We start from the raw sequence: 20504 nt of genomic DNA, 5'->3' as shown, positions 1-20504 counted from the left end.
TCAGCGCCGCGGTCACGCGGGCGGTCTGCCGAGGTGCTCGGCGACCGCCCGCTCGAACTCGTCGACGCCCTCGACGTCGAGGCCCGGGCAGGCGGTGAGGACCGCGAGGTCCCGCAGGAACTCGAACGAGGCGAAGGGCGGCGGCGCCGCCGCGAGCACCTCGCGGAGATGCTCCCGTGCGGCCTCGATCCGCCCTGCCAGCAGCAGGTAGAGCACCGCGTTGAACCGGTGGGGCCACGCGTCGGGCTCCGCGGCCGCCTCCGCCCGCACCAGGTCGACGGCCGCGAGGAACTCCGCCGCGGCCTCCTCGTCGCTCCCGGTGGACTTGAGGATCAACCCCTGCGAGTACCGCCACCAGCTGCTCGAAGGGTCGGTCGTCCGCGCCGCGGCCAGATCCGCCGTCGCCGCGTCCGGGTCGCCGCGCAACAGGTGCACCAGGCTGCGCTCCGCCGGGTTCCAGGTGTCGTCCGGTGCGAGCGCGACAGCCCGGTCGAAGTCGGCGAGCGCCGCGTCGAGATCGCCGAGCAGGCGGTGCATCTCCCCGCGCTGGGCGATCGCCTCCTCGTACTCCGGGACGAGCGCGGCCGCCCGGTCGAAGTCGTCGCGGGCCTGCTCGTACCGCCCGAGCGACCGGTGGGCCCGGGCCCGCTGGACATAGGCGCTGCCGTACCCGGGGTCGAGTGCGATCGCCCGGTCCAAGTCGGCGAACGACTCGCCGAACCGGCCCGCCTCGACGTACGTCCGGCCGCGCTGCGTGAGCACCCAGGGGTCGTCGGGGCGGAGCGCGACCGCGCGGTCCAGGTCGGCCAGCGCCTCGCGGTAGCGCTCCACGGCGCGGAGGGTCTGCGCCCGGTGGACGAGGCTCCAGTCGCTTCGCGGATCGATCGCGATCGCCCGGTCCAGGTCGGCCAGGGCCAGGTCCTGACGCCCCTGGTCGGCGTGCAGCACACCGCGTTGCACATACGCCTGGTAGTCCGCGGCGTCGAGCTCGATCGCCCGGTCGAGGTCGGCGAGGGCCTCCTGGTGACGTCCCAGCGTGCGGTACAGCCCCCCGCGCCGGGTGAAGGGCATGCCCAGGTCGGGGTCGAGCTCGACGGCGCGGTCGAAGTCGGCGAGCGCCTCCGCCTCCCGGTCCTGCGACGCGTGGACGATGCCGCGGAGGCCGTACGTCCAGCTCGCGTCCGGGTTGAGCTCCAGCGCGCGGTTCAGGTCGCGCAGCGCCTCCTCGTGCCGATCGAGCAGATGGTAGGTGTACCCGCGCTGGGCGAGGTTGTCGTCGTCGTCGGGGTCGATCGCGAGCGCGGCGCCGAAGTCGGCGAGCGCCTCCTCGAACCGCTCGGTCAACTGGTAGGTGATCCCGCGGTCTTCGAGGCGCCGCACGCTGCCGGGGGCGATGGCGATCGAGCGGTCGAAGTCGGCGAGCGCCTCGTCGTATCTTCTGGCGAGCCGGAACTCGACGCCGCGCTGCGCGTAGTAGACGCTGCTCCCGGGCCGGAGTTCGAGGGCGCGCGTGAAGTCGGCGACGGCGTCGTCGCTCCGGTTCAGGAACCGGTGGGTGAGGCCGCGCCAGTAGTAGAAGTGCGCCTGGTCGGATCGCAGGCCCACCGCCCGGTCGAGGTCGGCGAGCGCCTGCCCGTACCGGTGCTGGTTGCGATGCGAGCACCCGCGGCCCGCGAGCGCGTTCGCGAGCGCGTCGTGGTCCAGCTCGCCGCTGTCGATGAGCGCCGTCAGGAACGCGGTGTCGTCGTCCCGGTCCTTCAGCAGGCCGGTCAGGCGCGTGCCCCAGGAGCGCAGGCGCTCCGACCCGGCGTCGCCGCCGGCCGCGGTGAGCATCGCCGTCCACCGGCGCGCCGGCGAGATCCCCTCGTCGGAGGCGTCCACGGCCGCGGCGAACGCCGCCCGCAGCGCGTGCCGCGGTGCGGCGCAGAGGCGGTGGTAGTGCTCCTCCATCGCCAGGCTCTGCCAGACCGGGTCGGGCCAGCGGTCGTCGCCGGTGAGGCCGGTGGCCTCCTGCTCGGCCGCGAAGTGGTCGGCGAGGGCCCGGTGCTGGTCGCGCCACTGCTGCGGGGAGGTGATGCGGGCGAGGCGGAGCATCGGGTCGCGGACGGCGTCGTGGTAGCGCCAGTGGTCGCCGGTGCGGGAGACGAAGGGCAGCTGGAGGAGCCAGCCGAACAGGTCGTCGGCGCCGTCCGCGCCGGGGATCGCGCGGAGGACGTCGTGGTTGAAGCGGCGGGGGAGGGCGGCGGCCTTGGCGAGCTTGCGCCGCTGGTCGTCCGGTTCCCACTTGAGGAACCGCTTGACGGCGTCGTCGCTGGGGTCGAGGACGTCGCCCGGGTCCTCGGGGACGTGCTCGGCGAGGGTCGCCAGCCACATGGGAATCCGGCCGGACAGCGGGAGGATCACCTCGACCACGGCCTCGTCGGCGACGCCTTCGCGGTGGAGGAAGTCGCGGGCCTCCGCTTCGGTGAACGGTTCGAGCGGGTGGGCCGCGATGAGGCTGCGCAGCGGCGACCAGCGGTTGTCTGACAGGGGGAGCTGCCCCGCGATCACCGTGACCGCGTTCGCCGAGAGGCCGCCGAACCTGCCGGTGAAGAGGTCGAGGACCCAGCTCTCCAGGTAGGGCGCGGTGCGCTCGAACGTGTCGAACATGAGCAGGGCGGGGCGGGTCGCGGCGACCTCGTTGACGGCGGCGACGAAGGCCCGCGTGAGGACGTCGATCGGGCTGAGCAGCAGGTCGATGTCGGCCTTCTTGCCGAAGCGCCGCACGAGGTAGGCGCGGAAGCGGTTGGCCTGCAGGGCGACCGCGTCGGCGTCGACGAACTCGGCGACGGCGCCGGCCATCGGCACGGTCCTCGCGAGGGCGAGGCCCGTGCGGACGGTGGTCGTGGTGACGAGGTCGCCCAGGGGCGCGTTGGGGTCGCTCTCGAGTTCGCTGCGGCGCTGGCGGTAGGTGGCGAGGCCGGCCTCGAAGCCGGTGAGTCGGGCGCCGCGGGCGGCGAAGTCGGCGGCGAGGGCCGCCATGGTGTCGACGATGTCGAAGTAGTCCTCGTTCACCAGGGCGGAGGCCGCGCCCTCGGCGTCGGCGATGCGGCGGAACTGCTGGAGGAGGAAGGACTTGCCGACGCCGGCGATGCCGTGGACGTTCACGATGTACCGGCGCCGGGGGTCGGCGGGCGGGAGGCCGAGGTTGGTCCTGAACTCGGCGATGCGGGAGTCGCGGCCCACGAAGGTGTCCTGCTGGCGCAGCCGGAGGAGGTCCGGGAGGGTCGGCGCGGCGTCGTCCAAGTGGCTCACTCCCGTGGGCGAGAAGGGGGCTGGCGGATCGCCTTCAAGGGTAGGGCAGGAGCGCCCGCGGGGCGGTCGTTCGAACACCCGCAGAAGTACTGAGATTCTCTCGCTGAACTGGGGGAATTCATGCCGCTCGGGGTGCCGAAAATGTCATACCCCGAACGTATGATCGAAGGTAGGACGGTCCTTGGAAGCCGCTGAGGACGCCCTCCCGAGAGGAGCCGAACATGCTCGAATCCGCCCCCGTTCAGCAGCACCCCGCCGACGCGCGGGACGCCATGCCGCACCTCGGATACCGCGCCTGGCAGCGCTACCAGGACGCCGCGCAGACGGCCGTCGTCCTCCGCGGGATCGCCGCCGACGTCGACGTCGCGACGACCCCCGTGGAGCCCGAGGACCTCGACGAGATCGAGGTCGCACGACGGTACCTGGCCGCGCTGGAAGCCAAGCGGCGCTTGCAGATCAAGCTCGCCGACCTCGCGCCCGCGGCCGCCTCGTGGGAGGTCCTCGCCTCCGGGCGGGGCGACTTCTCCGTGGGCGACGCGGCGAAGATCCTCTCCCGGGACCCGTCCATCGAGATCGGACAGAACCGCCTGTTCGCGTCCCTGGCCGACCTCGGCTGGACCTACCGGCAGCGCGGCGACCACGGCTGGCGCGTCTACCAGTCCGCGATCACCGCGGGACGGCTGTCCGAGATCCCCCAGTCCCACTCCCACCCCCGCAGCGGCCGCCGGGTCATCGACCCGCCGCAGATCCGCGTCACCGCCAAGGGCCTCGCGGACCTGCGCGAGCGCCTCGGCGGCGGCCGCACGGAGGTGATCGTGGAGCTCCCGCGCCGGGTCCCCGGCGAGACGCTCGCGGCGATCGAGACGGAACTCCCGCGCCGCGTCCCGGGAGCCGGGCTCGCGGCGATCGAGGCCGACCGCGGATGACCCCTTGGCCGGGCGGCCGCGCGAGCGGCCGCCCGGTTGCGGGCCTTCAGAAGTCGAAGTCGTCGATGTTCTCCGCGTTGAAGCGCGTCGGCGGCCCGAGCGTCACGACGCCGTCGGCGCCCACGGTGTACTCGCCGAGACCGCCGGCGGTGAACACCTCGCCCTCGGCGCCGGTGATGATCCCCGACGCCGCGGCCGCGCCGGTGTAGGCGGCCAGCTCGCCGAGGGCGGTCGGGTCCCAGAGCGCGAACTCGGTGACCGTGCCGTCCTGCACGAACTCGCGCATCTGGTTCGGCGTGCCGAGCCCGGTCAGCGCGACCGCTCCCTTCGACTCCGAGCCCGAGAGGTACCGGGCCGCGGCCGCGATGCCCACGGTCGTGGGGGAGATGATCGCCTTCAGGTCCGGGTGGGCCTGGAGCAGGCCCTGCGTCTCGGAGAACGACTTCTCGTCCTCGTCGTCGCCGTACACGACGTCGACCAGCTCCATGTCGGCGTAGCTCGGGTTCGACGCGAGCTCGGCCTCCATCGCCTCGATCCACGCGTTCTGGTTGCTGGCGTTGGCCGTCGCCGACAGGATCGCGATCTCGCCGGTCGCGTCGATCTGCTCGGCCGTCATCTCCAGCAGCGAGAGCCCGACCTCGGCGCTGTCGACCTGTGACACGAACAGGTCCCGGCAGCCCGGGTCCACATCGGAGTCGAAGGTGACGACGACGGTGCCGCCCGCGCGGGCCTGCTCCAGCGAGGAGCACAGCGCGTTCGGGTCGTTGGCGGAGAGCAGGAGCACGTCCGTGGCCTGCTGGCTCAGCGTGTCGATATAGCTGACCTGGGACGACGCCGACGCGTCGGAGGGGCCGGTGTACTCGAACTCGCCGCCGAGGGTGTTCACGGCCGCCTCCGCGCCCGCGCTGGAGGCCTCGAAGTAGGGGTTGTTCACCGACTTCGGGAGCATGGCGTACGTCAGGCCGGTCTCGAACTCGGCGTTCGGGTCGGCGCTGGCGCCGTCGTCGGGGCCGCCTCCGCCGTCGTCGTCGCCCTGGGTGGTGCCGCTGCACGAGGCGAGGACGAGGGCCAGGAGGGGGGCGGTGAGGAGGGTCAGGCGTCTGCGGTTCATGGGCGTGCTGCCTTTCATGCGGTGCGGCCGTTGGCGGTGGTGCGGCGTCTGCGGAGTGCGGTGCGCAAGGCGCCCAGAGCGTTCGGTGCGAGGACGGCGACGATGAGGAGGGAGCCGGTGACGACGGTGAGCGCCTCGGTCGAGACGTGCGCCAGGCGCAGCGCGTTCTGCACCGACACCAGCAGGACCACGGCGGCGAGCACGCCCGGGAGGGCGCCCTTCCCGCCGAAGATCGAGACGCCGCCGAGGAGCACCACGGCGATGACGGTGAGTTCGAGCCCGGCGGCGTTGTCGGCGCGCGCCGAGGAGTACCGGAGCGTCCACAGGACGCCGACGAGCCCGGCCATCGCGCCGGAGGCGACGTACAGCCAGAACTTCAACCGGCCCACCGCGATCCCGGCGTAGGCGGCGGCGACCGGGTTCGCCCCGGCGGCGTAGATCGAGCGGCCCACGGGTGTGGCGTGCAGTAGTACGCCACATATCACTGCGAGGACGACCAGTGGGACCAGCACGTTCGGCACCGCGCTGTCGCCGATGCGCCCCAGCGTCCACCCGGTGAACAGGCGCGGCCAGTCGGCGACCGCGGTGTCGCCCAGGAGCACGTATCCCAGGCCCCGGTACAGCGCGAGCGTGCCGATGGTGACCGCCAGCGAAGGCAGCCCGAACCCGGTGACGAACAGGCCGTTCACGGCGCCGAGGGCCGCGCCGAGGAGCACGGCGACCGGCATGATGGCCTCCAACGGCATGCCGCCGTTCCACATCACGCCCATCGCGGCGCCGGTCAGGCCCACGGTGCTGGCCACGGACAGGTCGATCTCCCCGGTGGCGACGATGAGCGTCATCGTCAGCGCCAGCAGCAGGATCGGCGCGAGGTCGAGCACGATGTACCCGGCGTTCCGCGCGGTCCCGAAGTGCTCCACCGTCATCGACGCGGCCACGAGGAACACCGCGGTGGCGGCGATGATCGCGGCGTCCCAAGTGGCCAGTGCCCGGCCCGCGCCGCGGAGCCGGCTCCCGAAGCTCGTCGGATCAGTCAACGTGGGACCCCTTCGTCCGCAGTGCCTTCGCGGCCCTGACGCTCACGAGCCGGTCGAGGGCGATCGCCGCGAGGATGAGCGCCCCGACGATCGCCTGCTGCCAGAACTGGTCGATGCGCAGCACCGGCAGCGCGTTGTCGATGACGGTGAGCAGCAGCGCCCCGAGCCCGGCGCCGAGCGCCGTGCCGGAGCCGCCGAAGATCGCGACGCCGCCGACGACCACGGCCGCGACCACGTCGAGCTCGATCCCGTACCCCGCCGAGGCGTCCACGGTCCCGAACCGAGCCGCGTACAGCACCCCGCCGAGCCCGGCGAGCGCGCCCGACAGCACGTACGCCGTCATCAGCCGCCGCCCGGCGGGGACGCCAGCGAGCCGCGCCGCCTCCGGGTTCGACCCGAGCGCGTACAGGTCGCGCCCGGCCCGGTACCGCCCCAGGAACACCGCGACCGCGGCCAGGACCAGCATGGCCACCGCGAACAGGTACGGCACGCCGAGGACGTCGCCGCTGCCGAAGTCGAGGAAGCCCGGCGGCAGGTCCGAGGCGTTGATCCGCGAGCCGCCCGCCGCGAAGTACACGACGCCGCGCAGCACGTACAGCGTGCCGAGCGTCGCCACCAGCGGCGGCACACGTCCGAAGTGGATGATCACGCCGTTGAGCGCCCCGCACGCGGCCCCCACCGCCAGGCCCAGCAGCAGCGCGGGCGCGGTGCCCATACCGGTGGCGCTCAGCGCGCTCCCGGTCAGGTACGCCGACAGCCCGAGGACCGAGCCCACCGACAGGTCGATGCCGCGCGTCAGCACCACCACCGTCATCCCGCACGCGAGCAGCAGCGTCACCGCCGCCGCGAACAGCAGGTCGCGCACCGACTGCCCGCTCAGGAACCGCGGGTTCAGCGACGCCGTCACCGCCACCAGCACCGCGAGCGCCAGGAGCAGCCCCAGCGCCCGGAACCGCAGCACCAGGTCCAACCAGGCCGAGCCCGTCCTAGCATCCACAGTGGTCATAAAGCCGCCTCCTGCCCGGTCGCCAGGAGCATCACGGACTCCTCGGTCGCCTCGGCCCGGCTCAGCTCGCCCGCGATCCGGCCCTCGCGCATCACCAGGACCCGGTCGGCCATCCCGAGCACCTCGAGCAGCTCCGACGACACCATGAGCACCGCCACCCCGTCGGCCGCCAGGCCCGACAGCAGCCGGTGCACCTCGGCCTTCGTCCCCACGTCGATGCCCCGGGTCGGCTCGTCCACGATGAGCACCTTCGGGCCGGTCGCCAGCCACTTCGCCAGCACGACCTTCTGCTGGTTCCCGCCCGAGAGCGTCCCGGCCGCGTTCCCGAGTCCGCCGTGCTTGACGTGCAGTCGCGCGCTCCAGTCCCGCGCCGCCCGCCGCTCCGCGCCCCCGGTGAGGAACCCGAAGCGCGCCAGCGCATTGCGCCTGGTGATGGTCGCGTTCCGCACGATCGACAGGTCCAGGAGCAGCCCCTGCTGCCGCCGGTCCTCCGGTACCAGCGCCACTCCGGCGCGCATCGCCGCCCGCGGATCGCCCGGGGCCAGCTCGCGCCCGCCCACGCGCACCCGCCCGGCGTCGCGCCCCTCGATCCCGAACACCGCCTGCACGACCTCGCTCCGGCCCGCGCCCACGAGCCCGGCGAGCGCCACGATCTCCCCGGCGCGCACGGTGAACGACACGTCCCGGCACAGGCCCTCCCGGGTGAGCCCCTCGACCTCCAGGACCGCCTCGCCCGGCTCGACCTCCTGCTTGGGGAACATCGCGCCGAGCTCGCGCCCGACCATGCGCCGCACCAGCTGCTCGACGGTGACGTCGGCGAGGAGGTCGGTGGAGACGTGCGCGCCATCGCGCATCACGGTGACGCGCTGGCACAGCGCCTCGACCTCGTCGAAGCGGTGGGAGATGAACAGGACGGCCGCGCCGTCCTCGCGCAGCGCCCGCACCACCTTGAAGAGCCGCTCGACCTCGACGCCGGAGAGCGCGGCGGTTGGCTCGTCCATGACCAGGACGCGGGCCCGCCGCGAGATGGCCTTGGCGATCTCGACGAGCTGCTGGTCGGCGATCGACAGGCCCTTGGCGGGCCGGTCGGGGTCGATCGGGACGCCGAGGCGCGCGAAGATCGCGGCCGCGTCGCGGCGCATGGCGGCGCGGTCGATGAGGCCGAAGCGGCCCTTGGGCTGGCGCCCGACGAAGAGGTTCTCGGCGACGGTGAAGTCGCCGAAGAGCGCGGGCTCCTGGTAGATGACGGCGATCCCGGCGTCCATCGCGGCGGCGGTGTCGGCGAAGGCGACCGGTTCGCCGTCGAGCGCGACCGTGCCCGCGTCGGGGCGGTACAGTCCCGCCAGCACCTTGATCAGCGTGGACTTGCCGGCGCCGTTCTCGCCCACGAGCGCATGGGCCTCGCCGGCGTGCAGGTCGAGGTCCGCGCCGCGCAGCGCGCGCACGGCGCCGAAGGACTTGGCGACGCCCGCCAGTGAGACGACGGGCGGGGGAGCGGGATCGGGGAGAGCGGACAAGAGGCCCCCAGGTAATGAATCGTTTCAATACATCGATCTAATCGGTAGCCTACAAACCCCAGGGCCCACAGGTCAAGACCCCGCTCCGCTCACGCCCCGTGCGGGGGGCGCTTCGAGGCGTACGGCAAGCGCTTTGGCAGCTTTCGCCCCTTTGATCTCTTAACAAACCGTGTTAATGTCTGCGAATTCATCGATATCCGAAGGACCCGGAGGTACACCGATGGTCTCCCGCAGATCCATGATCACCCTGACCGCGGCCGCAGGCGCCGTCGCCGCCAGCTCGCCCTGGTGGCGCAGCTTCGCCACCACCGACGCCGAAGCGGCCCCCGCCACCTGCGAACTCGCGCTCGCCAACGACACCGACACCAGCGCCGTCTACGCCTACGTCACCGGCCGCGAGTTCGGCACCGACCGCATGATGCTCCTGCGCGGCGGCGGCCAGGGCCCGTACTACATCCAGCAGCCCGGCGGCACCAACACGCCGCTCCCCGTCGACTGCGCCATCCCGCTCAACGCCCCCGGCGCGGCCCCGGCCGTGGTCACCCTGCCGCGCATGTACGGCGCGCGCGTCTACTTCGTGCGCGAGTCCAAACTCGACTTCTACGTCAACCCGGGCCCCGCGCTCGTCGAGCCCGCGCTCCACAACACCGCCGACTCCAACTACGGCAAGATCGTCTCGTTCTGCGAGTTCACCTTCAACGACGTGCAGCTCTTCGTCAACGTCAGCTACGTCGACCTCGTCACCGCGCTCCCCATCGGACTGCGCCTCCAAGGCGACGGCGACCACTCGGTCGCCGCCCTCGACAACGGCGCGGTCGAATCCATCGCCGCCGACCTAGAGGCCCAGGCCGCCGCCGACGGACAGCCCTGGGGCTCGCTCGTCATGCGCAGCGGCAGCGGCAGGATCCTCCGCGTCGTCTCTCCGCAGAACGTCATGGCCCCCTACTTCGGGCAGCCGAACATGCCGTTCGCGAACTACTGGACCGGCTACGCCGACCAGGTCTGGAACCACTACCGCGGCAACGACCTCCGCATCGACCTCCAAGGCGGCCGCGGCACGATCACCGGCCGCGTCCAAGGCGACGTCCTCGTCTTCAGCGACGGCTCCACCTTCACCAAGCCGAACTCGCAGGATGTCTTCACCTGCAACCACGGGCCGTTCGCCAACATCCCGTCCGACACCGACTCCAAGAAGGCCGCGCTCGCGCGCCTCGCCGCCGCCTTCAACCGCAGCACCATCCACAGCCACGCCGACCAGCCCAACGGGCCGGCCGTCGCCGACTTCTACGCGCACGACGTCACCAACCACTACGCGCGCGCCGTCCACGACAACTCGCCGATCGGCTACGCGTTCCCCTACGACGACGTCACCCCCGACGGCGTCCCCGACCAGTCCGGCGTCGCCTTCGACGGCAACCCGACCCGCCTCACGCTCACCGTCACCTGACCCACCCCAGGGGAGGAAAACCGTCCGGCCGGAGACCGCGCGCAATCAGAGAGCGCTCTCTGGCCGGACGGGCCCCCAGACCCCCGCCGAACCCCCAGCCCCGCCGAACCCCTCAGCGCCCCTTCGGCATCAGCAGCCCCCGCTCGTACGCCACCGCCACCGCCGCCGCACGGTCGTTGACCTCCAGCTTCGCGTACACGTGCATCAGATGCGTCTTCACCGTCGCCTCGCTGATGAACAGCTCCGCCGCCGTCTCCCGGTTCCCCCGCCCCTTCGCGATGAGCGACAGCACCTCCAGCTCCCGCTCACTCAACGGCCCCGCCGCCGCCGGCCGCCGCACCTGCGCCATCAGCACCGACGCCACCGACGGCGCCAGCACCGTCCCGCCCTCGTGCGCCGCCCGGATCGCCCGCCGCAGCTCCTCCGGCGACGCGTCCTTCAGCAGATACCCGCTCGCCCCCGCCTCGATCGCCGGCAGCACATCCGAATCCGTGTCGTACGTCGTCAGCACCAGCACCTTCGCCGCCGCACCCAGCGACGCCAGCTCCCGGATCGCCGTCACCCCGTCTGTCCCCGGCATCCGCAGGTCCATCAGCACCACGTCCGGCTCCAGCGCCAGCGCCCGGTCCACCGCCTCGCGGCCGTCCGACGCCTCGCCCACCACCTCGATGTCGCCGCCGCGCGCGAACATCCCGCGCAGCCCGTCCCGCACGACCGGATGGTCGTCCGCGATCAGCACCCGGATCGGCTCAGACGGCATCCGGCACCCCCTCCACCGCAGGGACGATCGCCGAGACGACCGTGCCGCGGCCCGGCTCCGACTCGATCGACAGGCTCCCCGCCAGACGGCTCACGCGCTGGCGCATCGCCGCCAGGCCGTACCCGCCCTTGGCCCCCTGCTTCGTCCGACCGGGCACGAACCCGACCCCGTCGTCCCGCACGTCCAAAGCCAACTCGTCCTCCATATAGGAAAGTGTGATGCCGACGCGGCCCGCCCCGGCGTGCTTGGCCGCGTTGGTGAGCGCCTCCTGCGTCACCCGCAGCAGCGTCACCTCGACCTCCGGGTGCATCGGCCGCGCCTCACCCGTCGTCACCAGCTCCACCGGGACCCCCTGGGCCGCAGACCACTTCGCCGACACCTCCGCGAGCGCCTCCGGCAGCTGCGCGGCGTCGAGCGTCGGCGGTCCGATCGCCTGCACGGTGCGCCGCGCCTCCGCCAGGCTGTCCCTCGCCAGCTCCTTCGCGCTGTCGAGGTGGCGGCGCCGCTGCGGCTCGTCGTCGCTCTCGTCCACGGCCTGGAGCTGCGCGATGATCCCCGCCAGGCCCTGCGCCACGGTGTCGTGGATCTCGCGGGCCATGCGCTGGCGCTCGTCGAGGACGCCGGCCTCGCGCGCCTGCGTCATGAGCTGCATGTGGAGTCCCGCGTTCTCCTCCATCGCGGCCTCGCGGGCCGCGAACGCCTCCTCGCGCTGGGTGCGGAGCCGTTCCATGCGCTCGTTCAGCAGGAACCCGAAGCTGATGGCCGAGGTCTGGACGAGGACGACGACGGCGAAGAGCGTGTACCCCGCGGCGCTCGCCTCCTCGAGGATCGTGGAGTTCACGACGATCGAGCTGATCCCGATGCCGATGACGATCATCCAGCGGGGGCGCAGCAGCCCGGCGTGGAAGAAGCCGGTGACCACGAAGATGAAGTACAGCATGTCGTATTGCATGAGCACGGCGCCGAACGCGCTCAGGCCCAGGAAGTAGACCGTCATCCGCGCTCGGGGGAGGGGCGGGACCGCCGGGATGAGCGTGAAGAGGACGAACACCCAGGCGGCGGCCGAGGCCGACAGGACCAGCGCGGTGGTCCGGTCGGCCTCGGTGAGGTCGGAGAACGCGAGGCTGAGACCGGTGGCGGAGGCCAGCGTCGCGAAGGGGAGGACGTCGAGGACTCTCGTGTAGAGTCCATCGACTGTGGACTGACCTTTCTCGACCTGCCTCAGCGTCTCCGGTGTCGGACCCATGATCGTCACTCCCACTTGAAGATTCGGGCCGCCCCGGCTCCGGCCGCCACGGCGACCGCGGCCAGCACCAGGAGCTGCACGGCGTCGGGGGCGTCGCCGTTCCAGGTGTCGAGCAGTGACTGCACGCCCGGCGGCACGAAGTCGCCGATGCGGATCACGGCCTCGGGGAGCATGAACCGGGGAAGGTACACGCCGCCGAAGAACATGACCGCCATGAACAGCACGGTCGCGATCCCAGAGGCCGCGCGGGCGTTGGGCGCCACGGCCGCCACCAGCATACCCAGGGCGAAGACCGCTCCGATCCCGAGCACGAACGCCAGTGCGAACCCGAAGGGGTTGCCCGGCAGCGGGACGTCGAAGGCGAGGCTCCCGGCGACGATCACGAGGACGGTGGCGACCAGGGCGGCGAGCAGGTTCACGATGAGCTGCGCGGCGAGGAGCTTCACCGGGTGCACGGGGGTGGTCTTCATGCGGCGCAGGATGCCCTGCTCGCGGTAGCCGGCCATGACGGCGGGGAGGCTGGTGAGGCCGATCACGGCGACGGTCATGACGATCACCGACGGCGCGAAGTAGTCGATGAACCGGATGCCGTCGAAGTCCTGCGAGGGCTCGCGCAGCATCGGCACGGCGCCGAGGCCGAGCAGGAGCGCGGCGGGGAGGAGCAGGCCGAGGAGGAATGAGACGGGGTCGCGGACGAACAGCCGGGCTTCGGTCTGGACGAGTTTCAGGAGTGCTGACATCGGGGGACTTCCTCTGCGGTAGCGGGAGTTGGGATGCGTGCGGGTGCGGGTGCTGTCGACGGGGTTCAGTGCTCGAGGGACTTGCCGGTGAGGGCCACGAACGCGTCGTCCAGGCTGACCTGCTCCACGCGCAGGTCGGCGGCGACGATGTGGTTGCGCGCCAGGACCGACGCGACGGCCTGGAGCAGGTTGTCGCCGCCGGAGACGATCACCTGGCGGCCGTTGCGCTCGACCGCGGCGACCTCGGGGAGGTCGAGCAGGAGGGCGTCGTCGAACGCCGCGGAGGGGCGGAAGCGCACGCGCTGCTCGGCGCTGACGCGGGCGGTGAGCCCGGCGGGGCTGTCGACGGCGACGACCTTGCCGGCGTCGATCACGGCGAGGCGGTCGCAGAGCCGCTCGGCCTCGTCCATGAAGTGCGTGACCAGGATGATCGTGACACCGGAGTCGCGGACCTGCTCGATGAGGTCCCAGGTGTCGCGGCGGGCCTGCGGGTCGAGGCCGGTGGTGAGCTCGTCGAGCACGGCCACCCGCGGGTTCCCGATGAGCGCCAATGCGATCGACAGGCGCTGCTGCTGGCCGCCCGAGAGCTTCCCGAAGGGGGTCTTGCGCTTGGGGCCCAGGCCGAGCGACTCGATGAGGCGCTCGGGGTCGGCGGGGTTGCGGTAGAAGGACCGGTAGAGGTCCAGGGCCTCGCCGACGCGGAGCCGGTCGGGCAGGCGGCTCTCCTGGAGCTGGATGCCGAGGACCTGCTTGAGCTCCTTGGCGTCTCGCAGCGGGTCGAGTCCCATGACCGAGACCTTCCCGGCGTCCGGGGTCCGCAGGCCCTCGACGCACTCGACGGTGGTGGTCTTGCCGGCGCCGTTCGGGCCGAGGATGCCGAAGATCTCGCCTTCCTCCACTGTGAACGAGACGCCGTCGACGGCGGTGTGGCTCCCGTACTGCTTGACCAGGTCGGTGACCTCGATGATCGCCATTGCGACCTCCTTGCTTCGTGTGGAACAAGACTCGCAAGGAACGGCCGCCGCGGCATCGACCGCGAGGCTGGGGGAGCGGATGATCATCCCGATCAACCGATCGGTTGATGCGGTCAGCCGGGGCCAGGCGACCGGTCGGATTCGCCAGGACACCAAGGGTCGATCAAGTGATATATCGACGTCGAGGTTATGGACCGGCGGTCGAGCCGGGAACCGCAGCGCGAACCGCTGCGGCGCCCGGTGAACGGCGGACGGCTCTCGTTGTGTGACGGGTGAAGGCGCCCGGTGAGCAGCGGGCACCCGGCGCGGCAGGCGGCCGCACGGCCGCCGATGCGGATGCCGACGCACACGCCGACGCCGACGATGGTGTCGCATTCCGGCCAGACGGGAAGCGACACGACTGGTTTGATTACGGGCATGACGAACGAGAAGGCCGCGCGCTTCCGCGCGCTCCACACCACCCCTCCGCTGCTGCTGCCGAACTGCTGGGACGCCGCCAGTGCCGCCGTCATCGCCTCCGCCGGCGCGCCCGCGATCGCCACCACGAGCGCGGGCGTCGCCTGGAGCCTCGGCCGCCCCGACGGCGACGCCCTCGACCGCGACGCGGCCGCGGCCGCCGTCGAGCGCGTCGTGCGCGCGGTGGACCTGCCGGTCACCGCCGACATCGAGTCCGGGTTCGGCCGCACGCCGAAGGGGGTCCGCAAGACCCTCGCCGCGGTCGCCTCGGCGGGCGCGGTCGGCGTCAACATCGAGGACTCCGACACCGAGACCCCCGGCGTCCTGCGCCCGCTTACCGACCAGGCCGAGCGCCTGGCCGCCGCCCGCGAAGGCGCCGGCGCCGACCTGTTCATCAACGCCCGCATCGACATCTACCTCGCGGGCATCGGCGAGCCGGAGACCCGCCTGGCCGCGGCGATCGAACGCGCCGCCACCTACACCGAGGCGGGCGCCGACGGTATCTTCGTCCCCGGCGTCACCGACTCCGAGACCATCGCCGCCCTCGTGAACGCGATCAGCCTGCCGCTCAACATCCTCGCCGGACCGGGAGCCCCCGCCCCCTCCGCACTCGCGAAGCTCGGCGTCGCCCGAATCAGCCTCGGCTCCGGCGTCGCCTCCGCCGCCTACGCCGCGGCCCGCCGCGCCACCATCGCCTTCATCGAGTCCGACTCCTACGTCGGCGTCGAAGACGGCCTCGACTACGGCACCATGCAAGGCCTCCTGCAATAACGCATGACACGTGACATGTCACATGCCACCGGCAATCCAATGCCATGGAATGCCTGTGGCATGTCACGTAGCACCACCGCACTGAACCCGATCGCCCCGAACCGTCATACCCGCCAGGCATCGTTGTATCGGGGGCGGTTGTGGATGCCCGATTTGCGAAGACCCGCCCAGGCGCTCCCGAAGAACATCCCGGGCGTGTCGCAGCGCCTACCCGCCCATCAGGTTGTCGGACCCGGCGGGCACTGTTGAGTCGGGGGTGCCTCCGGATGCCCGTTATGCGGAGACCCGCCGCGACGCTCCCGAAGTCAGGCCTCGGGCGCGTCGCGGATCATGCAGGTGAGGCGGCCGGTGCAGACGCGCCGGCCGTCGTCGTCGCTGACGATGATCTCGTAGGTCGCCGTGGAGCGGCCGCGGTGGATCGGGGTGGCCACGCCGGTGACCGTGCCGGAGCGGACCGCGCGGTGGTGGGTCACGTTGAGGTCCACGCCGACCGCGATGCGGCCGGGTCCGGCGTGGAGCATCGAGCCGATCGAGCCGAGGGTCTCGGCGACCACGGCCGAGGCGCCGCCGTGGAGGAGTCCGTACGGCTGTCGGTTCCCCTCGACGGCCATCCGCGCCACGACCCGCTCCGGCGCGGCCTCCAGCACCTCGATGCCCATGCGCGTACCCAGCTCCCCGGCGGAGAACAGCGTCTGGAGGTCCATTCCCGCACCGGCGAACCGGTCGAGGACCTCGGGCGGAAACTCGGTCATCTCCGGCGGCTCCAATCATCGTCCCGCGGCCGGGCGCCACTGCCCGGCCCGCGACGCCCGCTCCCACGGGCCGACGCCTGGACAGTCTAGGACCAGCACGGCATATGACATGTCACATGTCATCCGCTGCCCGGCCAATGCACGCCCGACCCGCAGACCGCACGGCTCGCATTAATCGCCGATCGCCCAACGGCCGCCTGCCGTGGCCGGACTGGCCGCGCCGACTACACCGGCCCGACCGGCGCGGCGGTGGACTCGCACTGCGCTGGCCCGCCGGTTCGCGCCGACTTCGGCCGCGCCGCCTGTTCGCGCCGATCGCTTCCCGTCCGCTCGGCGTGCCCGGACCGGCTGCGCTGGCCCGACCGGCCGCGGCGGCGGGTTCGCGCTGCGCTGGCCGCCTGTTTGCGCCGACCGCTCGCCGCCCGCTTGCCATGCCCGGAAGGGCTTCGTCAGCCCAACAGGCCGCGGCGGCGGGTTCGCCCTGCTCGCACCGCTCGGGCCGCCCTGCTCGCGCCGACCTCGGCCGCGCCGCGTGTACTGCCCGCACCTGGCGGACCGTCCGCTCCGCGCTCGCCCGCCCGCGTCGCACCAACCGTGTCGGTCAAGCCGCCGGTGCGCTCTGACGCGACCGCGAATTCACGGACCCGTCACCTCCATCCGTGCAATTCGGACACGGTCCGTGAGAGGATCACCCCGCATGATCCCCGTTCACCTCCCCTGGGACGAAAGGCATCTGGCTTGAACAGCAACCGGCTGCGACACCCCGCCGCTGTCAGCGGCACCGCCGTCCTCCTCGCGGGCGCGCTCCTGTGGCTCGCGCCCGCCGCGGGCGCTGAAGAGCCCGTGATCAGTGTCGACTTCACGACGCCGACCGCCGTGATCGAGCCCGGCGACATCGGCGCCTCGATCACCGGGTACGGCGGGCTCAACTACATCGTGGACAGCGCCGCGCACCGCGCGGCCATGGCCGCACACGACTTCGGCGCCCTCCGCATCGAACTCGAGTACGCGACCCCCGGCGACCACACCAGCCGCATCGTGTGCGGCGGCGACTACTGCCACACCGCCTTCGACGGCGACCAGTGGATCGACGCGATCCGCTCCCTCGACGCCGAGCCGGTCCTCGTGGTCCCCGCCGAGCCCGGCGACGCCCTCGCGCTCTTCGCGCACTTCCACGACCAGGCCCCGATCACCAAGGTGGTCGTCGGCAACGAGCTCGACGCCGGCGACCCGCCCCGGATGGACGCGGCCGCGTACAGCGCCGCGTTCAACGAGATCGCCGCCGGCATCCACGCGGTCGACCCCTCGGTCGAGGTCGGCGGCCCGGGCACCGCGCACGACAACATCGGCTACCTGACGACGTTCCTCGCCGGCTCCGGCCAGCACGTCGACTTCGTGGACTACCACGACTACGGCAAGGGCCCCGAGGCCAAGCCCGCCGCGCAGCTCCTCGCGGAGGCCGCGGACTACGCCGTCGACATCGCCGCCGTCCGCGACCTCATCGACACGACCGTGCCCGCCCGCGCCGCCGAGATCGGCATCCAGATCGGCGAGTGGAACATGGACTGGGCCGACCCGAGCCCCGCGTGCGCGTCGATGACCACGCACCTCCCGGCCGTCTGGGGCGCCGCCGTGCTCGGCACGATCCTCGAGGCCGACGCCACCGCGCTCGTCTACGGCGACAAGAACGGCTGCCTCGGGCTCACCGGCGAATGGGGCGAGGGCACCGGCGGCGATCACGTCGGGATCAACGAGCCGCTGCCGATCGCCCACGGCATCGGCATGTTCACCGGCGAAGGCCTGTTCCGCCACTTCGGGACCACGATGGTCGCGACCGCGAGCCCCGACCCGCTCCTGTACGTATTCGCGTCGACGGGGGAGAAGAACGTCGTCATCGTCAACACCGGCACCGCCGCCGTCACCACCGGCGTCGACTTCACCGGCCTCACCGCCGGCACCGCCGCGATCTGGCGGACCACCGACGCCGACCGCACGCCGCACCAGGACGGCACCGCGGCGATCACCGCGGGCGCGACGACGATCGACCTCCCGGCCCGCTCGGTGACGACCCTCGTCATCGGCTGACCGGATCGCGCGCTCCCTCCGACGCCCGACGGGTCTCCCGGTCCAAGGGTGCCGCGCGGGTGTGACAGCCTTCCGCGATGAGACGCGTTCGGGTGCCGGGCGGCCGAGCCGCCCGGCACCCGAACGCGTCGGGGGTGGGAACTAAGCCGGTGCGCAGGTCACCGCGGGCGCCACGGCGGCGCCGCTGCCGATGAAGCCCCACGCGGAGGTCTTCGTCTGGCCCGCGGGGACCGAGCCGTTCCAGTCGACGTCGGTCGCGGTCACCGAGGACCCGCTCGTGGTGACCGTCGCGTTCCAGTGGCTCGTGATCGCCTGCCCGCTCGGCCAGGTCCACGTCAGCCGCCAGCCTGAGATCGCCGAGACCCCGGCCGTGACGTCGACGTTCGCCTGCCAGCCGGAGTTCCAGGAGCTGACGATCTTGACGACCGCCGAGCAGCCGCCGGACGGGCCGCCCGTGGGCGTCGTGACCGGGTCGGTCGGGGAGGTCGTCGGGTCGACGTCGGTGTCGTAGCCGAAGAACTCGAGCGCCCGCGAGGCCATGCCCCACGAGTACAGGTTGTGCCCGATCCCCTGGAGGCTGATCGCCTCGACCGCCGGCTGGGACCCGGTGCCGCCGTAGCGGGTCCGGTTCCAGTTCGCCTGCGGCGTGTCGGAGAGGTCGGCGGTCTGGTCGGTGCCGTGGACGTTCGTCCACTGGTCGATCTGCTCCTGGAAGTTCGGGTACCGCAGCGTGTCGTCGTTGGTGCCGTGCCAGACCTGCATCCGCGGCCACGGGCCCGAGTATCCGGGGTTGGCGCTCCGGACGGCGTCGCCCCACTGCTGCGGGGTGCGGTTGATCGTCCCGCCCGAGCACTCCGAGTTCCACTCCGAGCCGTTGGTCGTGGCGAAGCAGGTGTACGGCACGCCCGAGAACGAGGCGCCCGCCTCGAACACCTCGGGGTAGACCGCCAGCATCACATTGGTCATCATCGCGCCCGACGAGATGCCGGTGGAGTAGACCTGGTCCGGGTCCACGTCGTAGTTCGACGACACCCAGTCCATCATGGACTTCACGCCGACCGTGTCGCTGCCGGTGCCCGCGAGGGACGCCGCGGACGACACGTCCCAGCACTTGCTCGACCGCGTCACCGACGGGTACAGCACGATGAACCCGTACTGGTCGGCGAGCTGCGCCCACTCGGTCCCGCTGTGCATGGCCGGGCCCGAGCCGGTGCAGTAGTGGATCGCGACCACCAGGGCCGGTTCGGGATCGACGCCGTCGGGGACGTACAGGTACATCTGGAGGTTGCTCGGGTTCGCCCCGAAGTTCGTGATCTCGGTGAGGCTCGCCGCGCTGGCGGGCCGGGGCATCATGACCGCCACGAGCGCGGTCGCCGCGACGACGACCGCGGCCGCGAGCGCGATCATTCCTCTTCGCATGCGGGGGAAGGTGAATGCTGACATGGAGACCTCTCTGGACGCTGCCGGGGCGTCGTGGCGGCCCCGTGAACGGGCCGCGCGAGCCGGAAGAAGGGTTGAGGATCGCGGTGAGGGTCCGTACACCATACATCCACGTTTATCGATGTGCAAGCGCTCCCAACGGACGCGGGCACGACGAGACCGCCCGGCGCACGCGCACCGGGCGGTCCGAAGTGGAGGTCAGGCCCGCTCGCCCGCGGCCGCGGCGACGCCCAGGCCGATCAGGGCCGTGCCGCCGGTGTTCGCGAGGACGCGGCGCGAGCGCGGACGGCGGAACACGTCGCGCGCCGCCGCGGCCACCAGGCCCCACACCGTGTCGCAGCCCGCGGCCAGGACCGCGAACGTCGCGCCGAGGACCAGCATCTGCGCCGTCGCCGAGCCCGAGTCCGGGTTCACGAACTGCGGCAGGATCGCCAGGAAGAACAGGATCGACTTCGGGTTCAGCAGGCCCACCATGAAGCCCTCCGCCACCGTCACGAGCGTGCGCTTCGGCGGCGCCCCCGCCCCGTCCTCCGGCGGCGCCATCAGGCCCTTCCGGTCGCGGAGCGCCTTGACGCCCAGGTACACCAGGTACGCCGCCCCCGCGTACTTCACGATCGCGAACGCCACCGCCGACTCGCTGATGAGCGCCCCCAGCCCCACCGCCGCGAGCGCCGACGCGCAGAAGGTGCCCGCCGCGTTCCCCCACGCCGTCAGCACCGCCTGGCGCCGTCCGTATATCAGCGCCCGGCTGATCGTGAACATGACCGACGGGCCCGGGATGAGGATCAGGACGAGGGAGGCGGCGACGAACGCCAGGAAGTGCGCGGTATCCGACATGACCCGATCAAAGCACCGGCCCGCCCGCCCGGGCAACCCGATTCCCGCCCGCGACCGGGCCGTGGCCGAACCGACGCCTCACCCGACGTCTCGTAACACTCCGTG

The 20504-nt window shown here is 72.2% G+C and carries 16 protein-coding genes; 4 read left to right on the top strand and 12 right to left on the bottom strand.

Annotation, left to right across the window (positions count from 1 at the left end; all coding sequences use genetic code 11):
- Positions 1-12: 12 nt before the first annotated feature.
- On the bottom strand, positions 13-3285 hold the full coding sequence (locus ABD419_RS04570; RefSeq protein WP_344482332.1) for a tetratricopeptide repeat protein: 3273 nt from the start codon (positions 3283-3285) through the stop codon (positions 13-15).
- A 230-nt stretch (positions 3286-3515) separates the two neighbouring features.
- On the opposite strand from ABD419_RS04570, the gene ABD419_RS04565 reads away from it, so the two are divergent.
- Positions 3516-4220 carry a phage antirepressor KilAC domain-containing protein gene (locus ABD419_RS04565; RefSeq protein ID WP_344482329.1) on the top strand — a complete coding sequence of 235 codons (705 nt, stop codon included), beginning with the start codon at positions 3516-3518 and terminating at the stop codon, positions 4218-4220.
- 46 nt (positions 4221-4266) lie between these two features.
- Here ABD419_RS04565 and rhaS read toward each other — a convergent pair whose 3' ends face one another.
- From rhaS to ABD419_RS04545, 4 genes are read right to left on the bottom strand one after another with little or no spacing between them, the layout of a single operon-like run.
- The gene (gene rhaS / locus ABD419_RS04560) at positions 4267-5331 is read right to left on the bottom strand and encodes a rhamnose ABC transporter substrate-binding protein (RefSeq protein WP_344482326.1); all 1065 of its coding nucleotides are present in this window, start codon (positions 5329-5331) and stop codon (positions 4267-4269) included.
- A gap of 14 nt (positions 5332-5345) precedes the next feature.
- Positions 5346-6368 carry an ABC transporter permease gene (locus ABD419_RS04555; RefSeq protein ID WP_344482323.1) on the bottom strand — a complete coding sequence of 341 codons (1023 nt, stop codon included), beginning with the start codon at positions 6366-6368 and terminating at the stop codon, positions 5346-5348.
- Positions 6361-7374 carry an ABC transporter permease gene (locus ABD419_RS04550; protein WP_344482320.1) on the bottom strand — a complete coding sequence of 338 codons (1014 nt, stop codon included), beginning with the start codon at positions 7372-7374 and terminating at the stop codon, positions 6361-6363. The genes ABD419_RS04555 and ABD419_RS04550 overlap by 8 nt, the downstream gene beginning before the upstream one ends.
- Entirely contained in the window at positions 7371-8891 is a 1521-nt protein-coding gene (locus ABD419_RS04545; protein ID WP_344482317.1) for a sugar ABC transporter ATP-binding protein, read from the bottom strand. Before ABD419_RS04545 ends, ABD419_RS04550 begins: the two co-directional genes overlap by 4 nt.
- Before the next feature lie 220 nt (positions 8892-9111).
- On the opposite strand from ABD419_RS04545, the gene ABD419_RS04540 reads away from it, so the two are divergent.
- Entirely contained in the window at positions 9112-10338 is a 1227-nt protein-coding gene (locus tag ABD419_RS04540; RefSeq protein ID WP_344482314.1) for a beta-1,3-glucanase family protein, read from the top strand.
- A gap of 112 nt (positions 10339-10450) precedes the next feature.
- Here the strand turns inward: ABD419_RS04540 and ABD419_RS04535 are convergent, their stop codons facing one another.
- The 4 genes from ABD419_RS04535 to ABD419_RS04520 form a co-directional block, all read right to left on the bottom strand.
- Positions 10451-11098, bottom strand: coding sequence for a response regulator (locus ABD419_RS04535; protein ID WP_344482312.1), 648 nt, complete (start codon positions 11096-11098; stop codon positions 10451-10453).
- Positions 11088-12344: a sensor histidine kinase gene (locus ABD419_RS04530; protein ID WP_344482310.1), complete on the bottom strand. Its 1257-nt coding sequence runs from the start codon at positions 12342-12344 to the stop codon at positions 11088-11090. The genes ABD419_RS04535 and ABD419_RS04530 overlap by 11 nt, the downstream gene beginning before the upstream one ends.
- Before the next feature lie 5 nt (positions 12345-12349).
- Positions 12350-13084 (bottom strand): ABC transporter permease, encoded by a 735-nt coding sequence (locus ABD419_RS04525; RefSeq protein ID WP_344482308.1) that lies wholly within the window; start codon positions 13082-13084, stop codon positions 12350-12352.
- Between the two features lie 65 nt (positions 13085-13149).
- Complete coding sequence (locus tag ABD419_RS04520; RefSeq protein ID WP_344482305.1) at positions 13150-14058, bottom strand: ABC transporter ATP-binding protein; 909 nt, start codon at positions 14056-14058, stop codon at positions 13150-13152.
- A 417-nt stretch (positions 14059-14475) separates the two neighbouring features.
- Between ABD419_RS04520 and ABD419_RS04515 the strand changes: the two genes are divergently transcribed.
- Positions 14476-15285, top strand: coding sequence for an isocitrate lyase/PEP mutase family protein (locus ABD419_RS04515; protein WP_344482302.1), 810 nt, complete (start codon positions 14476-14478; stop codon positions 15283-15285).
- Between the two features lie 305 nt (positions 15286-15590).
- On the opposite strand, the gene ABD419_RS04510 is transcribed toward ABD419_RS04515, so the two are convergent.
- Positions 15591-16037: a PaaI family thioesterase gene (locus ABD419_RS04510; RefSeq protein WP_344482299.1), complete on the bottom strand. Its 447-nt coding sequence runs from the start codon at positions 16035-16037 to the stop codon at positions 15591-15593.
- A 738-nt stretch (positions 16038-16775) separates the two neighbouring features.
- Between ABD419_RS04510 and ABD419_RS04505 the strand changes: the two genes are divergently transcribed.
- Positions 16776-18122 carry a GH39 family glycosyl hydrolase gene (locus tag ABD419_RS04505; RefSeq protein ID WP_344482296.1) on the top strand — a complete coding sequence of 449 codons (1347 nt, stop codon included), beginning with the start codon at positions 16776-16778 and terminating at the stop codon, positions 18120-18122.
- A gap of 141 nt (positions 18123-18263) precedes the next feature.
- Here ABD419_RS04505 and ABD419_RS04500 read toward each other — a convergent pair whose 3' ends face one another.
- Together ABD419_RS04500 and ABD419_RS04495 are read right to left on the bottom strand one after the other, a co-directional pair.
- The gene (locus ABD419_RS04500; RefSeq protein ID WP_344482293.1) at positions 18264-19541 is read right to left on the bottom strand and encodes an extracellular catalytic domain type 1 short-chain-length polyhydroxyalkanoate depolymerase; all 1278 of its coding nucleotides are present in this window, start codon (positions 19539-19541) and stop codon (positions 18264-18266) included.
- 219 nt (positions 19542-19760) lie between these two features.
- Complete coding sequence (locus tag ABD419_RS04495; RefSeq protein WP_344482290.1) at positions 19761-20399, bottom strand: LysE family translocator; 639 nt, start codon at positions 20397-20399, stop codon at positions 19761-19763.
- Positions 20400-20504: the final 105 nt, after the last annotated feature.

The organism is Glycomyces endophyticus, assembly GCF_039531525.1.
GTDB lineage: Bacteria > Actinomycetota > Actinomycetes > Mycobacteriales > Micromonosporaceae > Glycomyces > Glycomyces endophyticus.
Note: the sequence above shows the minus strand (reverse complement) of the source record. Positions and strands in the feature narration are given on the sequence as shown.